The 21792-nt window shown below is 61.5% G+C and carries 21 protein-coding genes; 11 read left to right on the plus strand and 10 right to left on the minus strand.

What is annotated here, in order from left to right; translation table 11 throughout:
* Positions 1–208 precede the first annotated feature (208 nt).
* Positions 209–1204: a GGDEF domain-containing protein gene (locus tag BQ4888_RS11700; protein WP_092057438.1), complete on the minus strand. Its 996-nt coding sequence runs from the start codon at positions 1202–1204 to the stop codon at positions 209–211.
* 152 nt (positions 1205–1356) lie between these two features.
* Between BQ4888_RS11700 and BQ4888_RS11705 the strand changes: the two genes are divergently transcribed.
* The 3 genes from BQ4888_RS11705 (at position 1357) to BQ4888_RS11715 (ending at position 4413) form a co-directional block, all read left to right on the plus strand.
* Positions 1357–1647, plus strand: coding sequence for an EscU/YscU/HrcU family type III secretion system export apparatus switch protein (locus BQ4888_RS11705; RefSeq protein ID WP_092057439.1), 291 nt, complete (start codon positions 1357–1359; stop codon positions 1645–1647).
* 104 nt (positions 1648–1751) lie between these two features.
* Complete coding sequence (locus tag BQ4888_RS11710; RefSeq protein ID WP_140396650.1) at positions 1752–3977, plus strand: Cache 3/Cache 2 fusion domain-containing protein; 2226 nt, start codon at positions 1752–1754, stop codon at positions 3975–3977.
* A 235-nt stretch (positions 3978–4212) separates the two neighbouring features.
* Positions 4213–4413 (plus strand): cold-shock protein, encoded by a 201-nt coding sequence (locus BQ4888_RS11715; protein ID WP_092057441.1) that lies wholly within the window; start codon positions 4213–4215, stop codon positions 4411–4413.
* A gap of 221 nt (positions 4414–4634) precedes the next feature.
* Here BQ4888_RS11715 and cydB read toward each other — a convergent pair whose 3' ends face one another.
* From cydB to BQ4888_RS11735, 4 genes are read right to left on the minus strand one after another with little or no spacing between them, the layout of a single operon-like run.
* Positions 4635–5771 (minus strand): cytochrome d ubiquinol oxidase subunit II, encoded by a 1137-nt coding sequence (cydB, locus tag BQ4888_RS11720; RefSeq protein ID WP_170232842.1) that lies wholly within the window; start codon positions 5769–5771, stop codon positions 4635–4637.
* Position 5772: 1 nt separating this feature from the next.
* Positions 5773–7308 carry a cytochrome ubiquinol oxidase subunit I gene (locus BQ4888_RS11725; protein ID WP_205748005.1) on the minus strand — a complete coding sequence of 512 codons (1536 nt, stop codon included), beginning with the start codon at positions 7306–7308 and terminating at the stop codon, positions 5773–5775.
* A gap of 20 nt (positions 7309–7328) precedes the next feature.
* Positions 7329–7547, minus strand: a complete 219-nt coding sequence (locus tag BQ4888_RS11730; RefSeq protein WP_092057442.1) for a DUF4492 domain-containing protein — start codon at positions 7545–7547, stop codon at positions 7329–7331.
* Positions 7548–7565: 18 nt separating this feature from the next.
* Positions 7566–7967 (minus strand): RrF2 family transcriptional regulator, encoded by a 402-nt coding sequence (locus tag BQ4888_RS11735; protein ID WP_092057443.1) that lies wholly within the window; start codon positions 7965–7967, stop codon positions 7566–7568.
* A 263-nt stretch (positions 7968–8230) separates the two neighbouring features.
* Between BQ4888_RS11735 and BQ4888_RS11740 the strand changes: the two genes are divergently transcribed.
* Positions 8231–8887 (plus strand): DUF4126 domain-containing protein, encoded by a 657-nt coding sequence (locus BQ4888_RS11740; protein WP_092057444.1) that lies wholly within the window; start codon positions 8231–8233, stop codon positions 8885–8887.
* A gap of 107 nt (positions 8888–8994) precedes the next feature.
* Here BQ4888_RS11740 and hypE read toward each other — a convergent pair whose 3' ends face one another.
* From hypE to hypA, 5 genes are all read right to left on the minus strand, one after another.
* Positions 8995–10008 (minus strand): hydrogenase expression/formation protein HypE, encoded by a 1014-nt coding sequence (gene hypE / locus BQ4888_RS11745; RefSeq protein ID WP_092057445.1) that lies wholly within the window; start codon positions 10006–10008, stop codon positions 8995–8997.
* 61 nt (positions 10009–10069) lie between these two features.
* A complete protein-coding gene (hypD, locus tag BQ4888_RS11750) occupies positions 10070–11161 on the minus strand; it encodes a hydrogenase formation protein HypD (RefSeq protein ID WP_092057446.1) in 1092 nt (363 codons plus the stop codon).
* Positions 11158–11388: a HypC/HybG/HupF family hydrogenase formation chaperone gene (locus BQ4888_RS11755; protein ID WP_092057447.1), complete on the minus strand. Its 231-nt coding sequence runs from the start codon at positions 11386–11388 to the stop codon at positions 11158–11160. The genes hypD and BQ4888_RS11755 overlap by 4 nt, the downstream gene beginning before the upstream one ends.
* Positions 11389–11446: 58 nt before the next feature.
* Positions 11447–12193 carry a hydrogenase nickel incorporation protein HypB gene (gene hypB / locus BQ4888_RS11760; protein WP_092057448.1) on the minus strand — a complete coding sequence of 249 codons (747 nt, stop codon included), beginning with the start codon at positions 12191–12193 and terminating at the stop codon, positions 11447–11449.
* 2 nt (positions 12194–12195) lie between these two features.
* The gene (gene hypA / locus BQ4888_RS11765) at positions 12196–12537 is read right to left on the minus strand and encodes a hydrogenase maturation nickel metallochaperone HypA (RefSeq protein ID WP_092057449.1); all 342 of its coding nucleotides are present in this window, start codon (positions 12535–12537) and stop codon (positions 12196–12198) included.
* Positions 12538–12702: 165 nt separating this feature from the next.
* Between hypA and BQ4888_RS11770 the strand changes: the two genes are divergently transcribed.
* The 7 genes from BQ4888_RS11770 (at position 12703) to BQ4888_RS11800 (ending at position 21790) form a co-directional block, all read left to right on the plus strand.
* Entirely contained in the window at positions 12703–14076 is a 1374-nt protein-coding gene (locus tag BQ4888_RS11770) for a sigma-54-dependent transcriptional regulator (protein WP_092057450.1), read from the plus strand.
* Positions 14077–14420: 344 nt separating this feature from the next.
* Positions 14421–15989: a nickel-dependent hydrogenase large subunit gene (locus BQ4888_RS11775; RefSeq protein WP_092057451.1), complete on the plus strand. Its 1569-nt coding sequence runs from the start codon at positions 14421–14423 to the stop codon at positions 15987–15989.
* Positions 15986–16504 carry a HyaD/HybD family hydrogenase maturation endopeptidase gene (locus BQ4888_RS11780; RefSeq protein ID WP_092057452.1) on the plus strand — a complete coding sequence of 173 codons (519 nt, stop codon included), beginning with the start codon at positions 15986–15988 and terminating at the stop codon, positions 16502–16504. Before BQ4888_RS11775 ends, BQ4888_RS11780 begins: the two co-directional genes overlap by 4 nt.
* 18 nt (positions 16505–16522) lie before the next feature.
* Complete coding sequence (locus BQ4888_RS11785; RefSeq protein ID WP_092057453.1) at positions 16523–17623, plus strand: hydrogenase small subunit; 1101 nt, start codon at positions 16523–16525, stop codon at positions 17621–17623.
* A 3-nt stretch (positions 17624–17626) separates the two neighbouring features.
* Entirely contained in the window at positions 17627–18556 is a 930-nt protein-coding gene (gene hybA / locus BQ4888_RS11790; RefSeq protein ID WP_092057454.1) for a hydrogenase 2 operon protein HybA, read from the plus strand.
* Positions 18546–19736: an NrfD/PsrC family molybdoenzyme membrane anchor subunit gene (gene nrfD, locus BQ4888_RS11795; RefSeq protein ID WP_092057455.1), complete on the plus strand. Its 1191-nt coding sequence runs from the start codon at positions 18546–18548 to the stop codon at positions 19734–19736. The genes hybA and nrfD overlap by 11 nt, the downstream gene beginning before the upstream one ends.
* 170 nt (positions 19737–19906) lie before the next feature.
* Positions 19907–21790 carry a 4Fe-4S dicluster domain-containing protein gene (locus tag BQ4888_RS11800; RefSeq protein WP_170232843.1) on the plus strand — a complete coding sequence of 628 codons (1884 nt, stop codon included), beginning with the start codon at positions 19907–19909 and terminating at the stop codon, positions 21788–21790.
* Positions 21791–21792: the final 2 nt, after the last annotated feature.

The following is a 21792-nucleotide window of genomic DNA, read 5'->3' on the forward strand; positions in this document are numbered from 1 at the left end:
CCACTGAGTCACAGAGATCGCAGAGAAGCCAAAAGATCCTAAGAGAAACCTTGCTCGGCAGGTTAAATCACTCTTCTCCGTTTAAGGTTTTAACCCTCTGATTTTACTCTGTGTTCTCTGTGCCCTCGGTGGTGAAATTGTTTTTGGGATACGATATAAAAAAGCGCCGGTTGTTCGCCGGCGCTTTTCTCGTATTGGGCGGTGTGGTTCAGGCAAAGGCCACGGCGGAGCGGGGATAGGCGAGATACGGGCGCAGGGGTTTGCCTGGTTTGGCCGGCCGGAGCGGACGGAACATTTCCGTGCGGTTGCGCCCGCGCTGCTTGCTCAGATACATGGCCTGGTCGGCTTCGCGGAGCAGTTCGGCGGCCTGGGTCAAGCCTTCCGGCCGGGTGCCGCTAATGCCGATGCTGGCGGTGACCGGGAGGGTCGCCTGTCCTTCGCGCAGATTCAACGCCATGAGCGACAGGCGGATTTTTTCGGCGACGGCGTAGGCGTTGGCGGGGGTGGTGTCCGGCAGGATCACGGCGAATTCCTCGCCGCCGTAGCGGCAGACCAGATCGGAACAGCGGGTGATTTGCCCCAGACTTTCGGCGACGGCGCGCAGAACCCGGTCGCCGACGGCGTGTCCGAAGGTGTCGTTGATGCGTTTGAAGTGGTCGAGGTCGATCATCAGCAACGACAGGGGGTTGCGGCTGCGGCGGCTGCGGGAAAGTTCGATTTCCAGGGAGGCGTCGAGCTGGGCCCGGTTGTGCAGTCCGGTCAAGGCGTCGGTGCGGGCGAGCCGGGCAAGCAGGTCTTTTTCCTCGCGCAGTTTCCGGGTCCGCTCCTGCTGGCGCAGTTGGCGGTGGATGCGGGCTTCGAGTTCGCGCTGGTCGGCGCGGAAGGATTGATAGTCGGCGGCGCCGTGTTCCAGGGCCAGAATCTTTTCCGCCAGGTTCTCTTCGTCGGCGAAGGCGAAGACGGGAATGTCGGCCCATGCCTCACTCTGCCCGAGGCTGTCGAGGAGGTCACATTGCGCTTCCACCGTTTCGGAACGCCAGCCGCAGAAGATCATCTCTACCGGCTGTTGGCGTAGCTGGTCTTCGGTTTCCGCGCGATTGCCGCTGAAGAGCAGATCGTCGAAGAGGCCCAGGGTTGCCGTCAGCCGTGCAAAAGTCTTGCGGGCTACCGGAGAAGGGTCGATAATCAAGGCGGTGTGGGGCATGGCGTACTCCTCAGAAAGTCTTTGGTTGCCTTCTTATCGACCGTTTCCGAGGTGGTCTTTAGGGGAAAATACTGAAGCGACCCACCACCGCATTGAATTTCCCCGACGGCGGCGATGCCACCGGAAGAGCTTTTTTCGCAGCGGAGTCTTTTATGGCCCAGGATAAACCGGTCGACAAGGCGGTTGCCCTTCTTTATGACAAGGAGCAGGGGGACGCGCCGCGAATCGTCGCCAGTGGTCGCGGCGTGCTGGCCGAAAAGATCGTCGAGACGGCTCGTGAAGCCGGTGTCTACATCATGGAAGATCCCGATCTGGTGGAGCTGCTGGCGAAGTTGCCGGTGGGAGACGATATCCCCCCCGAGCTCTATCAGGCCGTTGCGGAAATTCTCGCTTTCGTCTATCAGGTCAATGGCCGCTACCGTCCTGACGACAACCGTGGCTGACCCTTCCCTCCCTTTACTTGTGCCCAAAGTATTTGCTTTTTCCCGCCACATAAAGCAGAATTAATTTTCTTTCAGCCAAACATCCCTCCCCCCTGGAGTTGCCCGTGAAAGTCGGTTTGAAAATCACCATTCTGGCGATTTTGCCCATTCTGTTGACGGCGCTTATCGCTTTCGGCGTCGGCCTCTATCAGAAGGGGATTCTCGAAACCTTTTTCGGTCACGAAATCGAGGCCCAGGCGCAGAACGAGGCGCGCAAGATCGCCCAGGCCGTCTATCTCATGTGCCGCTCGGCCCAAGAGTCGGTGCAGAAAACGGTCGACACCAACCTGCGGGTCGCTGGGGATATCCTCGCCCGTGCCGGCAAGGTGAGCCTCGGCCGGGACAGTCTGCGCTGGGAGGCGCGCAACCAGTTCACCGGCGAGGTGACAGATGTCTTCTTGCCGCCGATGCTGGTGGGGGGACAGTGGTTGGGGAAAAACGACGATGCCGCCCTGCCGTCGCCGGTAGTCGATGCCATTCGCGACCTGGTCGGGGGAACGGCGACGGTCTTTCAACGGATGAACGATGCCGGCGATATGTTGCGGGTGGCGACCAACGTGGAGGATTCGGACGGGCGGCGGGCCATCGGCACCTACGTCCCCAGTGTCAATCCCGACGGCACGGCCAATCCGGTCGTTGAGGCCCTGTTGCGGGGTGAACCCTTCAGCGGGCGGGCCTATGTAGTCAACGACTGGTACCTCACCGCTTACCGGCCGATTTTCGATGACGGGGGAAGCCGGGTGATCGGCGCCCTTTACGTCGGGGTCAAGCAGGAGAATATCGAAAGTCTGCGCCAGGGGATCATGGACATGGTGGTCGGCAAGACCGGCTACGTCTACGTGCTCGGCGGCAAGGGGGAACAGCAGGGGCGCTACATCATCTCCCAGAACGGCGAACGGGACGGGGAGAACCTCTGGGCTTCCCAGGACAGCGACGGGCGCCCTTTCATCCAGTCGATCATCGGCAAGGCCCTGTCCCTGCCCCTCTATCAGCGCGAAGATAACGTGCCGGTCACTTTCGAGCGCTATCCCTGGAAAAATCCCGGAGATATCGAACCCCGCTACAAAGCGGTAGCCATCGCTTATTTCGCCCCCTGGGATTGGGTGATCGGCGCCGGTTATTACGAGAGCGACCTGCGCGAAAGCCAGGAGCGGATGGTCGAGGCGCTGCGCGACATGGGGCGTTGGTTGGGGGGGAGCGCCCTGATCATGATGCTGCTGTCGATCCCCGCTGGGTACCTGGTGGCACGGAGTATCAGCCTGCGGGTGGACAGCATTCTGAACTCGGTGACCGATGTCCTGATCGCCGTCGACGCCCGCGACCGGGTGCTGCTGCTCAGCCAGGCGGCCGAAGAATTTTTGGGTATTTCGCTGAAAAAGGCCCGTTTCCGCCCTGTGCAAAAGGTCGTCGTCGACCCCGCCCTGCGTCGGCGGCTTCTGGCCGCGCTGGAGCAGAAAGAGGGCGGGGCGCGTTTCGATGTGGAGCTGCCCGGGACCGGCGGCGCCGCCGGCCGGATTCTCGAAGGGCGCACCTCCCTGGTGCGCCGGCAGGGTGGGGCGGCCGTCGGCACCATCATCATCATGCACGACGTGACCAGCGAACGGCGTATTGATCGCATGAAGAGCGAGTTCATCTCCACCGCCGCCCACGAGTTGCGCACCCCCCTCTCTTCCATCGTCGGCTACTCGGAGTTGCTGCTCTCCCAGTCGGGACATTTCGGCGAGGAGGAGCGCAAATCCCTCGATTACATCAATCGCAAGGCCTGGTCCTTGTCGAAGATCGTCGATGAACTCCTCGATGTCAGCCGCATCGAATCGGGGCATGCCCTGCCCCTGGAAAAAACGCCCTGCGATCTCAACGCCCTGTTGCGGCAGGCGGTCGACGCTGCGGGGAAGTTGACCGACAGGCATCGTATCGAGTTGCAGGTGCCCAAAGAGTCCGCCCTGCTCGCGGTGGATGTGGGCAAGATCGAACAGGTGCTGGAAAACATTCTCGGCAATGCCGTCAAATTCTCCCCTCGGGGTGGAGTGATTCGGGTCACGGGGCACGAGGAGGCCGACGAATACCGGATTTGTGTCGAAGACGAGGGGATCGGCATGACCCCGGAGCAGGTGGGGAAGGTTTTCGACAAGTTCTATCGCGCCGATACCTCCAATACCGCCGTCGAGGGGACCGGCCTCGGCATGAGCATCGTGCGCCATATCGTCGATGCCCATGGCGGGCACGTCGAGATCGAAAGCCGGATGGGGCGGGGAACCCGGGTGCTGGTGGGGCTGCCTAAAACGGCTTGAAATCGTCTGCCGCAGGGCTAAAACCACTGTTTTAAAAAAATGCTTGATTTTTTTTCGGAGGGCGTGCGATAGTCCGAAAGCATAAAAGTTGTACTGAAGCGGAACCCGGACCGATTGATCGTCAGTCAGTTTTTGAACAACCGCGCAGACCTTTGGCTGGCGGTTTTTTTTTGGGCAAGCCTCTTTGGTGCAACGTACAACGTATCCGTATCGGAACAAAAGGAGTCAGAAGACAATGGCTGAAGGTACTGTAAAGTGGTTCAATGACGCAAAAGGGTTTGGTTTCATCGAGCAGGACAACGGACCCGATGTATTCGTACACTTTTCCTCGATCCAGGGCGACGGCTTCAAATCCCTGGCCGAAGGGGACCGGGTTCGCTTCGAGGTGACTCAAGGGCAGAAAGGCCCCCAGGCCGCCAACGTCACCAGAATCTAATCCTTTCTGGACATAGACCTACGCAAAACGGCTCCCCGGTAATTCGGGGAGCCGTTTTGCGTTTTGTCTTTCGTTTCGGGACGCGGATCAAATTTTTCCGGAAAGGCGCAATACTCCTTCAGCAGCGACATAGGAGGTAATGATCAGTGCGAACCAGCCAACGATCATAATGTAAATCATGGGATAAATCTCCTGGGTAAAGGTTCCGATTCTCCAAGGACTCAGTAAGCTTCGTTTTCGCCGTCCTTGGCTACGTCTTCGAGGGAGAGTTTGCCGGCATCCATTGATCGCCAGACATAGGCGATATAGGCGAGAACGAAGGGGACGGCCAGGGCGATGTAGCTCATCGCGGTCAGGGTGTAATGGCTGCTGGAGGCGTTGTAGATGGTCAGGCTGCTCTGCAGGTCGACCTTGGATGGGTAGAAGGCCGTGCCGTTGAAGCCGGCAATGAAGAGCAGGGCCAGCACCACCAGCACCGTTCCCGGCCCCGAGAACCAGATGCCTTGGGTGCTTTTCCGGTAATGGGCGAGGTAGACGCCGCCGACCACCAGCAGCAACCCGGCGAGGAGCAGAAGCAGCACAACCGGCATGTCGAGCAGGTTGTTCAGATACTTGCCGGCTTCGAGCGAAACCGCGCCGGTCGCGGCGTCGACAGTGTAGCCGTCCATGGTCAGCAGGCCGCCGAGGACGATAAGCAGGAAGGGGAGCGAGCAGAGCAGGTTGACGAAGGCCGCCCGGCGGCAGCGTTCCACCAGTTCGTCATGCTTGAGATGGTTGGCCAGGTAGAGGGCTCCCAGGGTGCGGGCGTTGAAGATCAGAAAGACGCCGAGCGAGACATTGAAGAGGTTGAAGGCCGCTTCCAGGCCGCGCAGGGGGTGTTGCCATTTAACAAAATTGTAATCGTTGAGCAAAAAGTTCGAGCCGGTGAAGAAGGTGCCGACGGCGGTGCCGATGAGCAACAGGCCGAGACTGCCGTTGATGAAGAGAAAGACTTCATAGGTGCCGGCGCCGAGAAAGTTGTTGGGCTTGCGGCGGAATTCATAGCTCACCGCCTGGATGATGAAGGTGAAGAGGATGGCGATCCACACCCAGTAAGCGCCACCGAAGCTGGTGGCGTAAAAGAGGGGAAAGGCGGCGAAGAGCGCCCCGCCGAAGAGGACCAAGGTGGTGAAGGTCAGTTCCCACTTGCGCCCCAGGGAGTTGATGATCAGGGTCTTTTCCTCGGGGCTTTTGGCGAGGGAGAACATCAGGGTCTGCCCGCCCTGGACGAAGTTCATGAAGATGAAGAGCGCGCCCACCAGGGAGCAGATGATCCACCAGAGTTGCTGTAGTTGAGTGAGTTCCAGGCTGCCGATCATATCAGTTCTCCTCCGGACCGATGGCGATTTGTTTGAGCATGATGCGAACTTCCGCGACCAGCAGGACGGTGAAGAGGAACAGGAACATGAAGAAGGTTCCCGCCACCGTCGCCGCAGTCAGGTTGGAACGGGCTACGCCCACCGGCAGCAGCCCCTGGATGGCCCAGGGCTGGCGGCCGACCTCGGCGACGACCCAGCCCGCTTCCGAAGCGATGTAGCCGAGGAAGAGGGAGGCGACGCCGGTGACCAGCAGCCATTTCTGCTCGGCGATCTTGTCGTAGAGGGTGGCGATGAGAAAGGCGAGGAAGAGCAGGGGGAAGAACATCCCCAGCCCGACCATGACGCGGAAACTGAAGAAGTTGAGGGCGATGGGGGGGACCGCTTCCTCGGCGCTGTTCAGGTAGCCGTAGCCGAGGTAGGGACTGGTCTGCTCGAAACCGACCAGCGCCTGTTGCGCCGCCGCGTCGTTACCGACCTTTTTCGCACCCTTGTAGAGAGCGAGCTGTTCCACCGCCTGCTTGCCGAGGGTCATCTTCTCGGTGACCCCCATCACGCCATGCTCGGCGTTGCCGTAGAGCAGGTCGTTGATGCCGGGGACGAAGCTGTTGAAAGAGCGGTTGGTCAGAAAGGAGAGGGCGTAAGGGATCCCCACCGCCTCGTGGAAGGCGGGCAGATCATCCCCCGGGCGTTTTTCAAGATTGGGGACACCGAAGATCAACAGGGGCGCGCCGACCTCGCCGTCGTAGAGGCCTTCCATGGCCGCCAGCTTCATTGGCTGGAATTGACCGACTTTGTGGGCCGACTCGTCCCCGGTGAAGGCGACGAAACCGGAGGCGAAGAGGCCGAAGATCGAGGCGACGATGATGCTGCGCTTGGCCATTTCCTGATGGCGGCGGCGGAGCAGGAACCAGGAGGAGACGCCGACGATGAAGAGGCAGGCGAGCTGGAAGCTGGAGCTGGTGACGTGGGTGAATTTGCCGATGGCCACCGGCGACAGCAGCACTTCAAAGAAGTTTTCCATCTCGAAGCGGGCGCTTTCCGGGTTGAACTTCATGCCGACCGGATATTGCATCCAGCCGTTGGCGACCAGGATCCACAGGGCCGAGAGATTGGAGCCGACCGCGACCATCCAGGTCGAAAAGAGGTGAAAGCCTTTGGAGACCCGGTTCCAGCCGAAGAACATCACGGCAAAGAAGGTCGCCTCGATGAAGAAAGCGAAGATTCCCTCGGCGGCCAGGGGCGCACCGAAGATGTCGCCGACCATCCACGAATAGTTCGACCAGTTGGTGCCGAACTCGAATTCGAGGATGATACCGGTGGCGACGCCGATGGCGAAGTTGACCGCGAAGAGGGACATCCAGAACTTGGTGATGCGTTTCCAGGCTTCGTTGCCGGTGCGGACATAGAGGGTCTCGAAGAAGGCCAGCAGAAACGAGAGCCCCAGGGTCAGGGGGACGAAAATCCAGTGGAACATGGCAGTGAGGGCAAACTGGGCCCGTGCCCAGTTGACCATCGACAGGTCGAGCGATTCGATCACGGGAGCCTCCTGGTGGGAATTTATTCCCCGGCGGCGATGCCGGGTTCGGTGAGATTATCGAGAACGTGCGCGGCCCGCTCTTGGGCATTATCAAAGTTGCGGTTGAGATGGTTGGGCAGGATGAAATTGGCGAGGACGAGCAGGACTGCCACCTTGATCAGGACGATCTTCCACAGGGTGCGTCCCAGGACCATGGAGCGGAAGCCGTCCCGATAAAAGTTCCAGATCTTTTTCAGCATGGAAAAACTCCTGAAGGGCTATTTACTCAGTTCGGCAAGGCTGACGCCGTCGAGGATGCTGCGCACCTGATTCTGCACCCGGTGCCAGACCGGATGCACGGTGCAGTCGCCGCTGCGGTCGCAGAACGAGGCGTCGATGACGCAGCGGTTGGCGCAGATTGGCCCTTCGACCGCCTCGATCACCTCGCGCAGGCTGATTTCCGCCGCCGGTTTGGCCAGGGCGAAGCCGCCTCCCGCCCCCCGACTGGAACGCACCAAGCCGAGACGAGTGAGCCCCTGGAAGATCTTCGCCAGAAAGCTCTGGGGAACGTCGACGGTTTCGGCGATCTCGTTGACAAGAATAAGCTTCCCCGGCTCTTGGCGAGCCAGGTAGACCATGCCGCGAATAGCGTATTCACCCTTGCGGGTCAGTCCCATCATAAATTAAAACCCAAAAGATCGTTTTTGTCTCTTCTACCTTCTGCGGCAGCACCTGTCAAGGATCTTTTTGGTCTTTTTTCGGACGGAAGGGAATTTTTTGCGAAGAAGCGCGAAAGCGCCGCGTCCCGTTCCCTTCCGGTAAAATTCGTCCCGGGCTGACTCTTCGGGGGAAAAGATGTATGATGGGTCCAATAAATCCGTAATCTGTATCAAAGATTATCCTATTCCCGGGGTCACGCAACTATTGAAGAAGGGAGCCCTGCATGGAACATCTCGATCAGTTGATCCATACCATCGCCCTGAGCATGGGGGCCGCCTGGGCCAGCGGTATCAACCTCTATGCTGCTATCCTCACCCTCGGCGTGCTCGGGGCCACCGGCAACATGACCTTGCCGCCGGGGCTTGAAGTTCTGACCGATCCGATGGTGATCTTTGCCGCCGGGGCGATGTACTTTATCGAATTCTTCGCCGATAAGACCCCTGGGGTCGATACCGGCTGGGATACCATTCACACCTTCATCCGTATCCCCGCCGGCGCGGTCCTGGCGGCCGGGGCCATCGGCGAGGTCAGCCCGGCGCTCTCCATCGCCGTCGGCCTGGTCGGGGGCGGGCTGGCCGCCGGAACGCATCTGACCAAGTCCGGTTCGCGGATCATGATCAACACCTCGCCGGAACCGTTCAGCAACTGGTTCGCTTCCCTCGGCGAAGATGTGCTGGTCATCGCCGGGCTGTGGACGGCCCTCCATTCTCCCTGGATCTTCGTCGGGGCGCTGATCCTTTTCATCCTGCTGATGGTCTGGCTGTTGCCGAAAATCTGGCGGGGGGTAAAGGCGGTGCTCAATGCCGTGGCGCGTCTCTTTCGGAAGCAGCCATTGCAATTGCCGCCACCGGAGAACGGCGGCGGAGATATGGGAGGGTGATGATAAAAAGCCGGTTTCGACCGGCTTTTTTCATGTGTGTTGCGTTGGTTGAATAGGGGAGCTCTTTGCTCTGTGTTCCCTGTGCCTCCGTGGTGAAATGACTTAAATCAGCAGATGCGGGGCAGCTGTTCGCCGGCGAGCATTTCGATGGCGCGGCGGCCGCCGATAGAGGTATGCAGCTGCACTTGGCCGGGCGGCCCTGCCGTCACTTCGCCGATGAGGGCCGCCCCTTGCCCCTGGGGATGACGGCGCATTTGTTCGAGAAGGGCGTCGGCTGCCTCCGGCGCGACCAGGGCCAGCAGCTTGCCTTCGTTGGCGACATAGAGAGGATCGAGACCGAGGAGGGCGCAGGCTCCGGCCACCGCCGGATTGATCGGTAGGGCGGTTTCATCGAGACGGATGCCGACCTGGGATTGGCGGGCGATTTCCTTGAGGGTGGTGGCGACGCCCCCTCGGGTCGGGTCGCGCAGGACATGCACGGCATCGCCGAACTCGTCGAGCAGCGCGCCGACCAGATGGTTGAGGGGGGCACTGTCGCTGCGGATATCCGTCTCCAATTCCAGCCCCTCCCGTCCCGCCAGCACCGCCAATCCATGATCGCCGACAGGTCCGTTGATGAGGATCTTGTCGCCGACCTGGGCGCCTCCTCCGCTGATCTCCAGGGCATGTGCAAAGACGCCGATGCCGGAGGTGGTGATGAAGATTTTGTCCCCCTTGCCGCGTGGTACCACCTTGGTGTCGCCGGTGACGATGCGCACCCCGGCAAGATCGGCGGCGGCGCGCATCGCTTCCAGAATCTTCCTGAACTCCGCCAGGGCCAACCCCTCTTCGAGGATAAAGGCGACCGCGACGGCCAGCGGTTTCGCGCCGACCATGGCCAGATCGTTGACCGTGCCGTTGATCGCCAGATCGCCGATATTCCCCCCGGAAAAGAAGATCGGATCGACCACATAGCCGTCGGTGGTGAAGGCGAGACGTCCGCCGCCATGGGCGAGAATAGCCGAATCGTTCTGCTCCCGCTCGGCGACGCCGGAAAGGGTCGGGATGATCAACTCGTCGAGTAGTCGGTGACTCAAAGTGCCGCCGCTACCGTATCCGAGGAGGATGATGTCGTTGTTCATTGAAACTCCATGATTTGTGATTGGTAATTGGTGATGGGAAAAAAATGGACCAATCACTGCATTAACAGCCGTATTTATAGGCCGCCGCGCAGGCTCCTTCACTGGAGACCATGCAGGCGCCGATGGGGTTTTCCGGGGTGCAGGCGGCGTCGAAGAGGGGGCAGGCGCGGGGGGCGAGCTTACCTTTGAGGATCTCGCCGCAGCGGCAACCGGCCGGTTCCCGCGCCGGTTCGACGATCACCGGCAGTTTGAGGGCAGCGTCGTAGTCGGCGAATTCGTCGCGGATGCGCAGGCCGCTCCCGGGAATCGGGCCGATCCCCCGCCAGTCGGCGTCGCCGGGTGCAAAGATCCGGGCCATGATTTCCCGGGCTTTGGTGTTGCCTTCGGGGCGGACGAAGCGGCTGTACTGGATCTCCACCCGCGCCTCCACGGCCCGGGCCTGGCGGGTGAGCATCAGTAGCCCTTGCAGGATGTCGAGAGGCTCGAAGCCGGTGATGACGCAGGGGATGCCGTAGTTTTCGGCGAGGGAGCGGAAGCCCTCGGCGCCGATCACCGTGGCGACATGGGCTGGGCAGAGATAGCCGTCGATGGCCAGATCCGGGTCGGCGGTGAGCGCCGCCATCGGTGCCGGCATAGTTTTATTGGCGCTCAGCACCGAAAAGTTGGTCAATCCCAGGCGGCGGGCTTCGAGAATCGCCCCGGCGATGGTCGGCGTCGTCGTTTCAAAGCCGACGCCGAGAAAGACCACCTCGCGCTCCGGATTTTTCCGGGCCAGGGCGACGGCGTCGAGGGGGGAATAGACAATGCGGATGTCCGCGCCTCGGGCCTTTTCGGCTTGCAGACTTTTGCTCGATCCCGGAACCCGGATCATGTCGCCGAAGGTCGCGATCAAGGTGTCCGGCCGCCGGGCCAGGGCCAGGGCGTGATCGACGTAGGCGATGGGGGTGACGCAGACCGGGCAGCCGGGGCCAGAGATGAGCCGGATCGATTCGGGCAGAAGGGAGCGGATGCCGTGCTGATGGATGGCCATGGTGTGGGTGCCGCAGACCTCCATGAAGGTCAGGGGACGAGATGCCGCATCGGCCGCCTCTCCGAGGGCCGAAACCAGCGCCCGAGCCGCCCGAGGATCGCGAAAAAGGGCGAGGTCGATCATGGCGCGTCCGGCGCGGCGGCGATGAGTTGCCGGAAGAGCTCCAGGGTCGTTTCCGCCTCGGCCGGATCGAGTTTTTCCATGGCGAAACCGGCGTGAATCAGCACGAAATCTCCCACCCGTACATGCTCCACCAGCATCAGGCTGGCTTCGCGCTTGACGCCATCGATCTCGCAGACCGCTGTTTCACCGGTGATGCTTTTGACCTGCATTGGTATGCCGAGACACATAAAACCCCCGAGTGATTAGCGATTGGTTTAAGGCTTTGAACTAATTACTAATAACCAATCACTGGTTTTGCTTTTTTACCCGCTCTCGCAGCCAATCGTACCAGTGCTCCATCCCTTCGCCGCTCTGGCAGGAAAGTTCGATGATTTCCAGGCGCGGGTTGATCCGGAGGGCGAATTGTCGGCACTGTTCCAGATCGAAGCGCAGATGGGGCAACAGGTCGAGCTTGTTGATCAGCAGCAGATCGGCGGCCTGGAACATCTGAGGATATTTGAGGGGTTTGTCCTCCCCTTCGGTGACCGACAGCACGGCGACCTTGTGGTCCTCGCCCAGGTCGAAACCGGCCGGGCAGACGAGATTGCCGACATTCTCGATCATCAGGATGTCGCAGGCGGCGAGATCGAGATGATCGACGCCGTGGCCAACCATGTGGGCGTCGAGGTGACAGCCGGCGCCGGTGTTGATCTGGTGAACGGGAACGCCGGTGGCGGCGATGCGCTCGGCGTCGTTGGCGGTCTGCTGATCGCCTTCGAGGACGGCGAAACGCACTTCGGTCTGGAGGTCGCTCAGGGTCCGTTCGAGGATCGAGGTCTTGCCGCTGCCGGGGGAACTGACCAGGTTGAGGACCAGCAGCCGGTGGGCGGCGAAACGGGCGCGGTTGGCGGCGGCCAGGCGGTTGTTTTTGCCGAGCAGATCCTCTTTGATGGTGACGGTCTTGCCCCGGCCGTAATCAGGGGGATGGTGGTGGTCATGATCGTGTTGATGGTGGTGCGGGTCGTTCGGCGAGCAGCCGCAATCAAGGCACATAGTCAGTCGATCTCCATTTGTATGACGCTGAGTTCCTCCCCCGTGATCCGGCGCGGGGCGAATTCGCCGCAGGCCGGGCAGGCGAAGCTGTAATTGTCCAGGGGGAATTCGGTTTGGCAGGCGAGGCACCGGCCCCGGCCGGGAATTCTTTCGATAAGCAAGGAAGCGTTCTCAAGGAGTGTGCCTTTGCTGCACGCCTCGAAACAGAATTCCACCGCTTCGGGCACCACCCCGGAAAGTTCGCCGATCGCCACGGTCACGCTGCGAACGGTGGTTGCCCCCTGGCGGCGGGCGGTTGTCTCGCAGATGTCGATGATATTTTGGGTGATGGCGACTTCGTGCATGAATAATGGCCCTGTTCGGGGTAAGGATGTAGGCTTCACTATAGGTGCAGTACTTTAGCAAAATCAAGGCCAGTTCCGAGTGATGGGCGCAAGGAAAAAAATTGCCCGACAATGAGCCCCTCTGTTATCGTGGCTGACAGTGCCGAGCTATAAGGATTTATGGGAATGGAACAGGGTCGGATCTACCTCTGTGATGAGGATTCGGATTCTCGAAACTATTACGAACGGTTGCTGAGTGGTCACGGCCATGACATCCGTGCTTTTCCCGGCAGTGAGGCCCTGTTGAAAGCCTTGTCCGAGAGTGCCGAGGAGGGGCCCGATCTGGTGTTGTTCGATGCTTGTTCGCCCGGCCCCGATGGCCTCGAGCCGTTGCGGCGGATCAAAGCCTTGCGTCCGGCGGCGGCGGTCATCGTCACGAGCGCCTTCGCCACTGTGCGATGCGCCACCGCTGCGCTGAAGTTGGGGGCCTGTGAATATCTGCCCAAACCGGTTCTGGTGGACGAACTGACCGCGCTGGTCGCCAAGGAAGTAGGGCAAAGGCGTCTGGTGGAGGAGAACCGCTCCCTCAAGGCTCAGATTCGCAAAAACTTCGATCCCGGCCAGGTGGTCTTCAAAAGCGCCGTTTTCAAGAACGTCTTCGCGTTGGCCCATAAGGTGGCGCCGAGTGACGCCGGTGTGTTGATTCTCGGCGAAAGCGGCACCGGCAAGGAATTGATCGCCTCGACCTTGCATTACGCCAGCCGTCGCAGGGAACAGCGTTATCTCACCGTCAACTGCGCCGCCCTCACCGAGACCCTGCTCGAAAGCCAGTTGTTTGGCCACGTCAAGGGAGCCTTCACCGGCGCCGTGGCGACCCAGCGTGGCCTGGTCGAGGAAGCCGACAGGGGCACCCTGTTCCTCGACGAGATCGGCGACATCAGCCCGGCCCTGCAGGCCAAGCTGCTGAGGGTGCTGCAGGAGAAGGAATTCATGCCGGTCGGGGCGACCCGGGTCAAGCATGCCGATGTCCGTTTCGTCGCCGCCACCAACCGCGACCTCGAAGCCGAGGTTGCCGCCGGCCGCTTCCGCGAGGACCTCTACTATCGTCTCAACGTCGTCACCTTGCGCCTGCCGCCGTTGCGCGAACGGCGCGAGGACATCCCGCCTCTGGTCGAACATTTCCTCGGCAGGTTCGCGCCTCGCGGCGGCTTGCGCGTGTCCCCCGAGGCACTGGCGCGGTTGCAGGCTTACGACTGGCCCGGCAACGTGCGAGAGTTGGAAAACGTTATGGAAATGGCGGTGATTTTCGCCGACGGCGGGGTGATCGGACCCGATCAATTGCCGGGCAAGGTGGCCGAGGAACGGCCGGCGGCATTCTCGCTGCCCCGGGAGCAGTTGTCCTTGGCCATCGTTGAGCGCATGTATATCGAGCAGGTCTATCGCCAGACCCGTTTTCATAAGGTACGTACCGCCCAAATTCTCGATATCTCACGTAAAACCCTTGATCGCAAGTTGCGGCAGTATCACATCGACAAAGCCCCCGCCGAATCCGGCTCCTGACCCCTTCTTTTCCGCCCCCCCTCCCTTGAATTCCCTCCTTGGCCAAGGAGGGGCCATCCCAATTTTTTCTTCGTTCCGAAAAATTTTTCAGTCCTCTGTGCCCCTTGAGCATTCCCCCAGCTGACGGGGCATTTTGGACAAAATGCCACATTTTGGGTTTTTGTGTCCTTTTGTCCCTCTGGACCGGTTTGTCCTGCTTTGGCAAATTCTCAATTAAGTATACGTTATGATTGCTTTTCCCTGGCTTGTTCGGGACGAGGCACGCTCCTTGCCATTTTCTCATGATCGTAGGACCGAATTCCCGGCTTGCCCGGGATCAACATACCCCTTTCAGGAGAGAGTAGATGGCAACGAAGATTGTGATCGATCCGGTATCCCGCATCGAAGGACACCTGAAGATTGAGGTTCTGGTGGACGATGGTGTGGTCAAGGAAGCCAAGAGCTCGGGCATGATGTACCGTGGGCTCGAAAACATTCTGCTGGGGCGCGACCCCCGCGACGCCGCCCGCATCATGCAGCGCATCTGCGGCGTCTGTCCCACCTCCCATGGCCTGGCGGCGGCCTTCGCCCTCGACGAGGCCTACGGGGTGGCCGGCAGCATCACCGACAACGGCCGCATCCTGCGCAACCTGATCCAGGGCGCCAACTACGTTCAATCCCATATCCTTCACTTTTACCAGCTCGGTGCCCTCGACTACGTCGACGTGGCCGCCTGCGCCGATTACAGCGGCAGCGATCCGACCCTGAAAAAGGTCAAGGATTTCATCGGTCGCGGCCACCTCGGTCCCTTCGTTCCCCGCTATGAGGGGGACTATCGCCTGTCCAAGGAGGAGAACCGCGCGGCGGTGGCACATTACGTCGAGGCCCTCAACATGCGCCGTTTGGCTCATGAAGCGGTGGCGATCTTCGGCGGCAAGATGCCGCACAACATGTCGATCGTCGCCGGCGGGGTCACCGCCGCCCCCTCGGTGGATAAGATTACCGCCTTCCTCTGGAAGATCGACCAGTTGCTCGACTTCATCGACACCTGCTACCTCCCCGACGTGCTGCTGGTGGCCGGCCGCTACAGCGACTATTTCGGTATCGGTGCCGGCTGCAAGCAGTTCCTGTCCTTCGGCGTCTTCGACATGGACAGCGATCCCGACCTGACCAAGCGTCATCGCTACTTCCCCCAGGGGATCGTCAAGGGCGCCGACCTCAAGCTGCGCCGTCTCGATCCGGACAAGATCACCGAAGAGGTGGACAGCAGCTGGTTCGTCAACCACGGCGCGGTCCATCCCTACGAGGGGAGCACCGTCCCCGACCGCGACAAGGCCGGCGCCTACAGCTGGGTCAAATCGCCCCGCTACGACGGCGAGGTGCTCGAAGTCGGCCCGCTGGCCCGCATGCTGGCCGCCTACGCCGGCGGCGACAAGGAAGTGCAGGGACTGGTCAACGGCGTGCTCCAGCAGTTCAATGCCTCCCCCGAGGCGCTGTTCTCGGTCCTCGGCCGGCACGCGGCCCGCGCCATCGAGTGCAAGCTGGTTGCGGAAAAGCTCAAGCAATGGGTGCTGCAGCTGCAGCCGGGGCAGCCGACCTTCACCGACTTTCCCCTGGAAGTCACCAGTCGCGGCATGGGCCTGCACGAAGCGCCCCGCGGCGCCCTGGGGCACTGGATCGTGATCGAAGGCGGCAAGACCAAGAACTACCAGGCGGTGGTGCCGACTACCTGGAACGCCGGGCCAGTGGACAGCCAAGGGCAGCCCGGCCCGATCGAGCAATCGCTGATCGGCACCAAGGTCAAGGACAAGAACAACCCCTTCGAGCTGGTGCGCATCGTCCGCTCCTACGACCCCTGTCTCTCCTGCGCGGTGCACGTGGTTACCCCCAGGGGCGAGGATCTTGGGCACTTCGTGGTCGGAGGAGAAGCATGAGGCCGGAAGGGTCCGCGTTATGGGGTGTCCCCGAGCGGCTGCCGATCCTGGTTCTGGGGGTGGGAAATCTTCTGCGCAAGGACGACGGTTTTGCTGGCGCTGTCCTGGAAAATCTCGCGAGACGGGATCTGCCTTTGCAGGTTGAACTCTTTGATGCCGGAACCAGCGCCATCGACCTGATGGATGTTTTCAACGGTCGGCGCAAGCTGATCGTAATCGATGCCGTGCGTGGCGGCCAGGCCCCCGGTACCCTTTATCGCTTCAGTCCCGACGAGGTGGAAAGCGGGGCCCTGCCGATGAATTCGCTGCATCAGGTCGGTTTGTTGGAAACTCTCAAGCTGGGGGAGTTGATCGACTGCAAACCCCTGCAGACGGTGGTGATCGGTGTGCAACCGGCCGACACCGGCGTTGGTATCGGGCTGTCGCCGGAGGTGCAAAAGGTTGTCGGCAGGGCCGCCGAGTTGGTTTTGAAGGAAATCGACAGATTCGAATCCGATACGGATTCTAACGATTGATCACAAGGAGAGAGATCCATGCCCATTTCCCGACGTAGATTTTTGCAGTTTACCGCCAGCGGCGCCGCCGTGCTGGGGGTCAGTCTCTTTGGCAATCCGTTGTTGCGCAAGGCTTTCGCCAGTGCCATTCAGGAAACCCCCATTATTTGGCTGGCGGCCGGGGCGTGCAGCGGATGCAGCGTGTCGCTGCTCAATTCCCTGTCGCCGCGCATCCAGGATGTCCTGCTGGATCAGATTCTCCCTGGACACCACCTAGAGCTGGCCTTTCATCCGACGGTGATGGCGGCCTCCGGGGACCTGGCCATGCAGGCTATGTACGACACCGAGGAAAAACCTTTCATTTTGGTGGTGGAAGGCTCGATCACCACCGCCGACGGCGGTCGCCACTGTGAAATCGGCGAGAAGGATGGCCACGGGATCACCTCCCTGGAACACGTCACCCGTTTAGGGCGCAAGGCCAAGGCGGTCATTGCCATTGGCTCCTGCGCCGCTTTCGGCGGCATCCCGGCGGCCAACATGAACCCGACCGGCTCCAAGGGAGTAATGGCGGTTTTCAAGGAGCAGGGAATCGTCACCCCGACCATCAATCTCCCCGGTTGCGCCGTTCACCCTGACTGGTTCATCGGCACCGTTGCCGCGGTGCTGCTCGGCGGCCCCGAGTCGGTGAAGGTCGACGCGCAAGGCCGGCCGGAAATGTTTTATCAGAAGTTGATCCACGACAACTGCCCGCTGCGCGGCCATTTCGACGCCGGCCGCTTCGCCGAGAAGTTCGGCGACCCCTACTGCCTCTACAAGCTCGGCTGCAAGGGGCCGGTGGCCCACGCCAACTGCCCGGAAAAACGTTTCAACTCGGGGACCAACTGGTGCATCGACAACGGCCATCCCTGCCAGGGCTGCGTCGAGCCGGAATATCCCTTCGACCAGACGATGTGGGGGACGGTGCCGATCAAGGACGCCACCCCGCCGTCCCTCTATCCTCCCATCGTCACCGATCTGAAAAAGTCGGTGGACGTCACCCCGGCCTACGCGGCGCTGGCCGGCGTGGCCGCCGGCGTGGTCGGGGCGCAGGTGCTGAAGAAGAAGCCTGCTCGGCATGAGGACAGCGAAGGGAAGGAGTAAGGGATGAAACTCGATCGCAGAAAATTTCTCAAGATCGGCGCCGTCGCCGGCGGCACCGCCGTCTGCGCGACGGCGACCCCGGCCCAGGCCCGGGAGCGGCGGGAGCCCGATCCCAACTGGTACGGGATGCTCAACGACAGCACCCGCTGCATCGGCTGCAAGGCCTGTCAGGTCGCCTGCAAGAAGGAGAACAAGCTCGAACTCGAATCGACCCTCGACGACAAGGAGAAATTCGGCAACGCTATCTACGACTCGCCCCGGGGCCTGTCCGAGCATACCTACACACTGATCAAGCTGCACCAGGGGGAGAAGGCCGAAGAGGCCACCTTCGTCAAGCAGCAGTGCATGCACTGCGTCGACCCGGCCTGCCAGTCGGCCTGCATCGTCGGCGCGCTGAAGAAGCAACCGACCGGGGCGGTTCAGTACGACGCCGGGATGTGCATGGGCTGCCGCTACTGCATGGTCGCCTGCCCCTACAGCGTCCCCCAGTTCGAGTGGCACAAGGCGATCCCGTCGATCAAGAAGTGCACCCTGTGCAACGAAACCAAGCTGACCAAAGGGGAGCCGACCGCCTGTTCCACCGCCTGCCCGGTCGGGGCGATCACCTTCGGCAAGCGCGAGGAGCTGCTGCGCATCGCCCGGCAGCGGATCAAGGCCGAGCCCGAGCGCTACCTCGATCACATCTATGGCGAGAAGGAGATCGGCGGTACCAACGTCCTCTACCTGACCCGCAAGAACGTCCAGTTCGCCGCCCTGGGGCTGCCCGATTTCGAGTACAAGGCGGTTTCCGGGCTGACCGAGAGCATCCAGCACCGGATTTTCCAGTATTTCATCCCCCCGATCGCGGTTTACAGCATTCTCGGCGGCATCATGGCGTACAACCAGCGCCGCAAGAAGAACGCCGGCATCGAAGGAGGCGAAGATGAGTATTAAGGCCCTGCCCCTGCGGCAGAAATTTTTTACCCCCAACGTGGCGATCCTGCTCTTTTTCATGGGCAGCGGGGCGCTGTTCGCCTATTTCCGTTTCTTCCACGGCTTCGGCTCGGTGACCAACCTCAACCCGGCCTATCCCTTCGGGCTGTGGATCGCCTTCGACGTGGCCTGTGGCGTGGCCCTGGCCGCGGGCGGCTTCACCACCGCGGCGATCGTCGAGATCTTCGGTCGCGAGAAATACCACGCCCTGGTGCGGCCGGCGATCCTGACCGCCTTCATCGGTTATTTCCTGGTCGGCCTGGCGGTCTTCTTCGACCTGGGCAAGTACTACAATATCTGGCACGCGCTGATCTACTGGAACGGCACCTCGGTGCTGTTCGAGGTGGCCTGGTGCGTCATGCTCTACCTGACCGTGCTCGGCATCGAAAACCTGCCGAACGTGGTCGAGCAGTTCAAGGGGAACGTCAACCTGCCTGGCTCCCTGGCCCTGTTCAATCGTCCCGCCGACTGGATGCTCGGCAAGGTCGACTGGTTCTGCCGCAAGACCCTGGCCTTTTTCGTCATCGCCGGAGTGGTCCTTTCCTTCGGCCACCAGAGTTCGCTGGGGACGATGATGCTGATCGCCCCCTACAAGCTGCACGATCTCTGGTACACGCCGCTGTCGCCGTTGCTCTTTCTGACCTCGGCGGTCAGCGTCGGCCCCTGCATGGTCATCTTCGAAGGAACCCTGGCCTCCAAGTTCTTCGGCCGCAAGCCCGAGACCGAGCTGCTCGGAAGTTTCGCCAAGTACATCCCGCTCTTTCTCGGCGTCTACCTGCTGCTGCGCCTGGGCGATCTGGCCTACCGCGGGGTGCTGGCCCAGGCCTTCGACGGCAGCGTGGCCGGCAATGCCTTCCTGATCGAGCTGGCGCTGTTCGTGGTGCCTTACTTCCTGCTCAAGCGGCAGAGCGTGCGGATGCACGGCAGCAAGCTCTTCCTCTGCGCCCTGTCGGTGATCTGCGGCGTGGTGCTCAACCGCTTCAACGTCTTTCTCATCGGCGTCGACATGGCGCCCGGTTTCAACTACTTTCCCTCGGTGGGCGAGTTCGCCGTCACCTTCGCCTTTATCGCCTTCGGCGTGCTGCTGTACAAGATCGCGGTGAATTATCTGCCGATTCTCGAGGCCGAGGAGCATCATTGAGGTTTTTCAGGCTTGTCCGCCCGAGCCCGCCGCGAGGCGGGCTTTGGCTTTTCGCCGGGTTAATCCCTCTCTTGACGCCGGGAACCCCTCTCGCCTAGACTAGTCTGGTTCGTATGCCGCGCACGTTTCGGCCTCCTTTTGCAGGTCGATCTTTCCCGACGAAGCACGCCATGACCCCTTTCCAGCCGAAGGATTCCGTCGAAGCCAGTTCTTGGCGGCCGATCAGCCGTGCCGAGATCGAACAGCTGGTACGGTCCCTCGCGAGCGCCTACGAAGTCGTTGGCGTCCAGGAGTCGCACGGGCGCTTGACAATGGGTCGGATCGACGATCCGGCCCTGCTGCGGTTGGAATTCCCCCCCCGGGTCCATTCCCCGAAGAAATTCCTTTTCCCCAACTGGGAGCAGCTGTTTCGCTTCCGTCTTGGCGGCTCGGTGCTGCTGGAGGCGGAAACGGCGGCGCCGCCGCGGGTGATTTTCGGCATGCATCCCTGCGACCTGCACGCGGTGCGGGTTCTCGACGACTGCCTGTTCGAGGGGGAGGCCGACAGCGCCTACCGGGCCAAGCGCGCCGTTACCCTGCTGGTGGGGGTCGATTGCCTTCCCGACGAGCACTGCTTCTGCACCAGCATGGGAACCGACCGGATCGCCGGCGGCTTCGATCTCTTTCTGCACCGCCTCGACAATGGCTATCTGGTGCGCTGCGGCAGCGCCCAGGGCGAGCAAATGCTGGCCCGGCACGCCCCGCTGGTGGCCGTCCGGCCGGGTGAACCGCCCCTGCCGTTGCAAACCAAACAGTGCGAGGTGGGTTTGCGTTTTTCCGTGGAGTCCCTGGCGCCGCTGCTCGGCGATGCCTACGAGCATCCCCTCTGGCAGGAAATCGGGGACCGCTGTCTCGGTTGCGGCGCTTGCACCCTGCTTTGTCCCTCCTGCTATTGCTTCAACGTCCAGGATCGCCTCGACCTCGACCTCGAAGGGGGGGCGCGGGTGCGGACCTGGGATTCCTGCCAGTTTGATCAGTTCACCCGGGTTGCCGGCGGCGAGGAGTTCCGGGGTAATCAGGCCGACCGACAGCGGCACCGGTTCTTCCGTAAATACAAATATCTTTGGGAAAAACATCGACGCACCGCCTGTGTCGGCTGCGGCCGCTGCAGCCGCGAATGTCTTGGCCGCATCGATCCCCGGCAGGTACTCAACGGGCTCTTCGCGGAACGGGCACTACCTGAAACTTCGGCCGTACCCGGTGCCGAATATCGACCGCAATTGTCTGAGATTATGAAGGTGCAGGAGCTGACCGCGAGGGAAAAATCGTTCCGCCTCCGCTTCGACACGCCACTGGTCTTTGAGCCCGGAGCTTTTCTGGAGGTGTCGGTGTTCGGTCTCGGCGAGGCCCCCTTTACCATCGCTTCGCCTCCTTCCCCTGATTGCGAGGCCGAGATTGTAGTGCGTGCCGCCGGCGCGCTGACCCAGGCCCTGCACCGGCTCAAAGCCGGGGATCGGGTGGGGGTGCGCGGCCCCTTCGGCAAGGGTTTTCCGCTGGAGGAGTTTTTCGGGCGCGATGTGCTGCTGGTGGCCGGCGGGCTTGGCCTGATCACCCTGCGTTCGCTGCTGTTGACCATCCTCTCCCGCCGGCGGGAGTTCGGCCGGGTGTCGTTGCTCTACGGCGCCCGCGACCGCGAGGCCCTGCTCTTTCGCGAGGATCTGCTGGCTTGGCATCGCGGGGGGGAACTGGATTGCCGTTTTGCCGTCCTCTCTGAAACGGAGGAATGGACTGGAGTCCGTGGCGACATCACCTACCTTTTCCGCGATCTTGATCTGGCGCCGCAGCAGACGGTGGCGGCGGTTTCCGGACCGCCCGGCATGTACCGCTTCGTCAATCCGCTGCTGCTGCGCCTGGGGCTTGACGAGGAACGCCTGTTTCTCAACCTGGAGCGGCATATGAAGTGCGGCCTGGGCAAGTGCGGCAAGTGCCGGATCAACGATGTCTGTGTCTGCGAGTGCGGGCCGATCTTTCCCTACAGCCGGGTGCGGCATCTGCGGGAGGCGATTGAACGGTGATG

The organism is Desulfuromonas acetexigens, from assembly GCF_900111775.1.
Taxonomy (GTDB): Bacteria; Desulfobacterota; Desulfuromonadia; order Desulfuromonadales; family Trichloromonadaceae; genus Trichloromonas; species Trichloromonas acetexigens.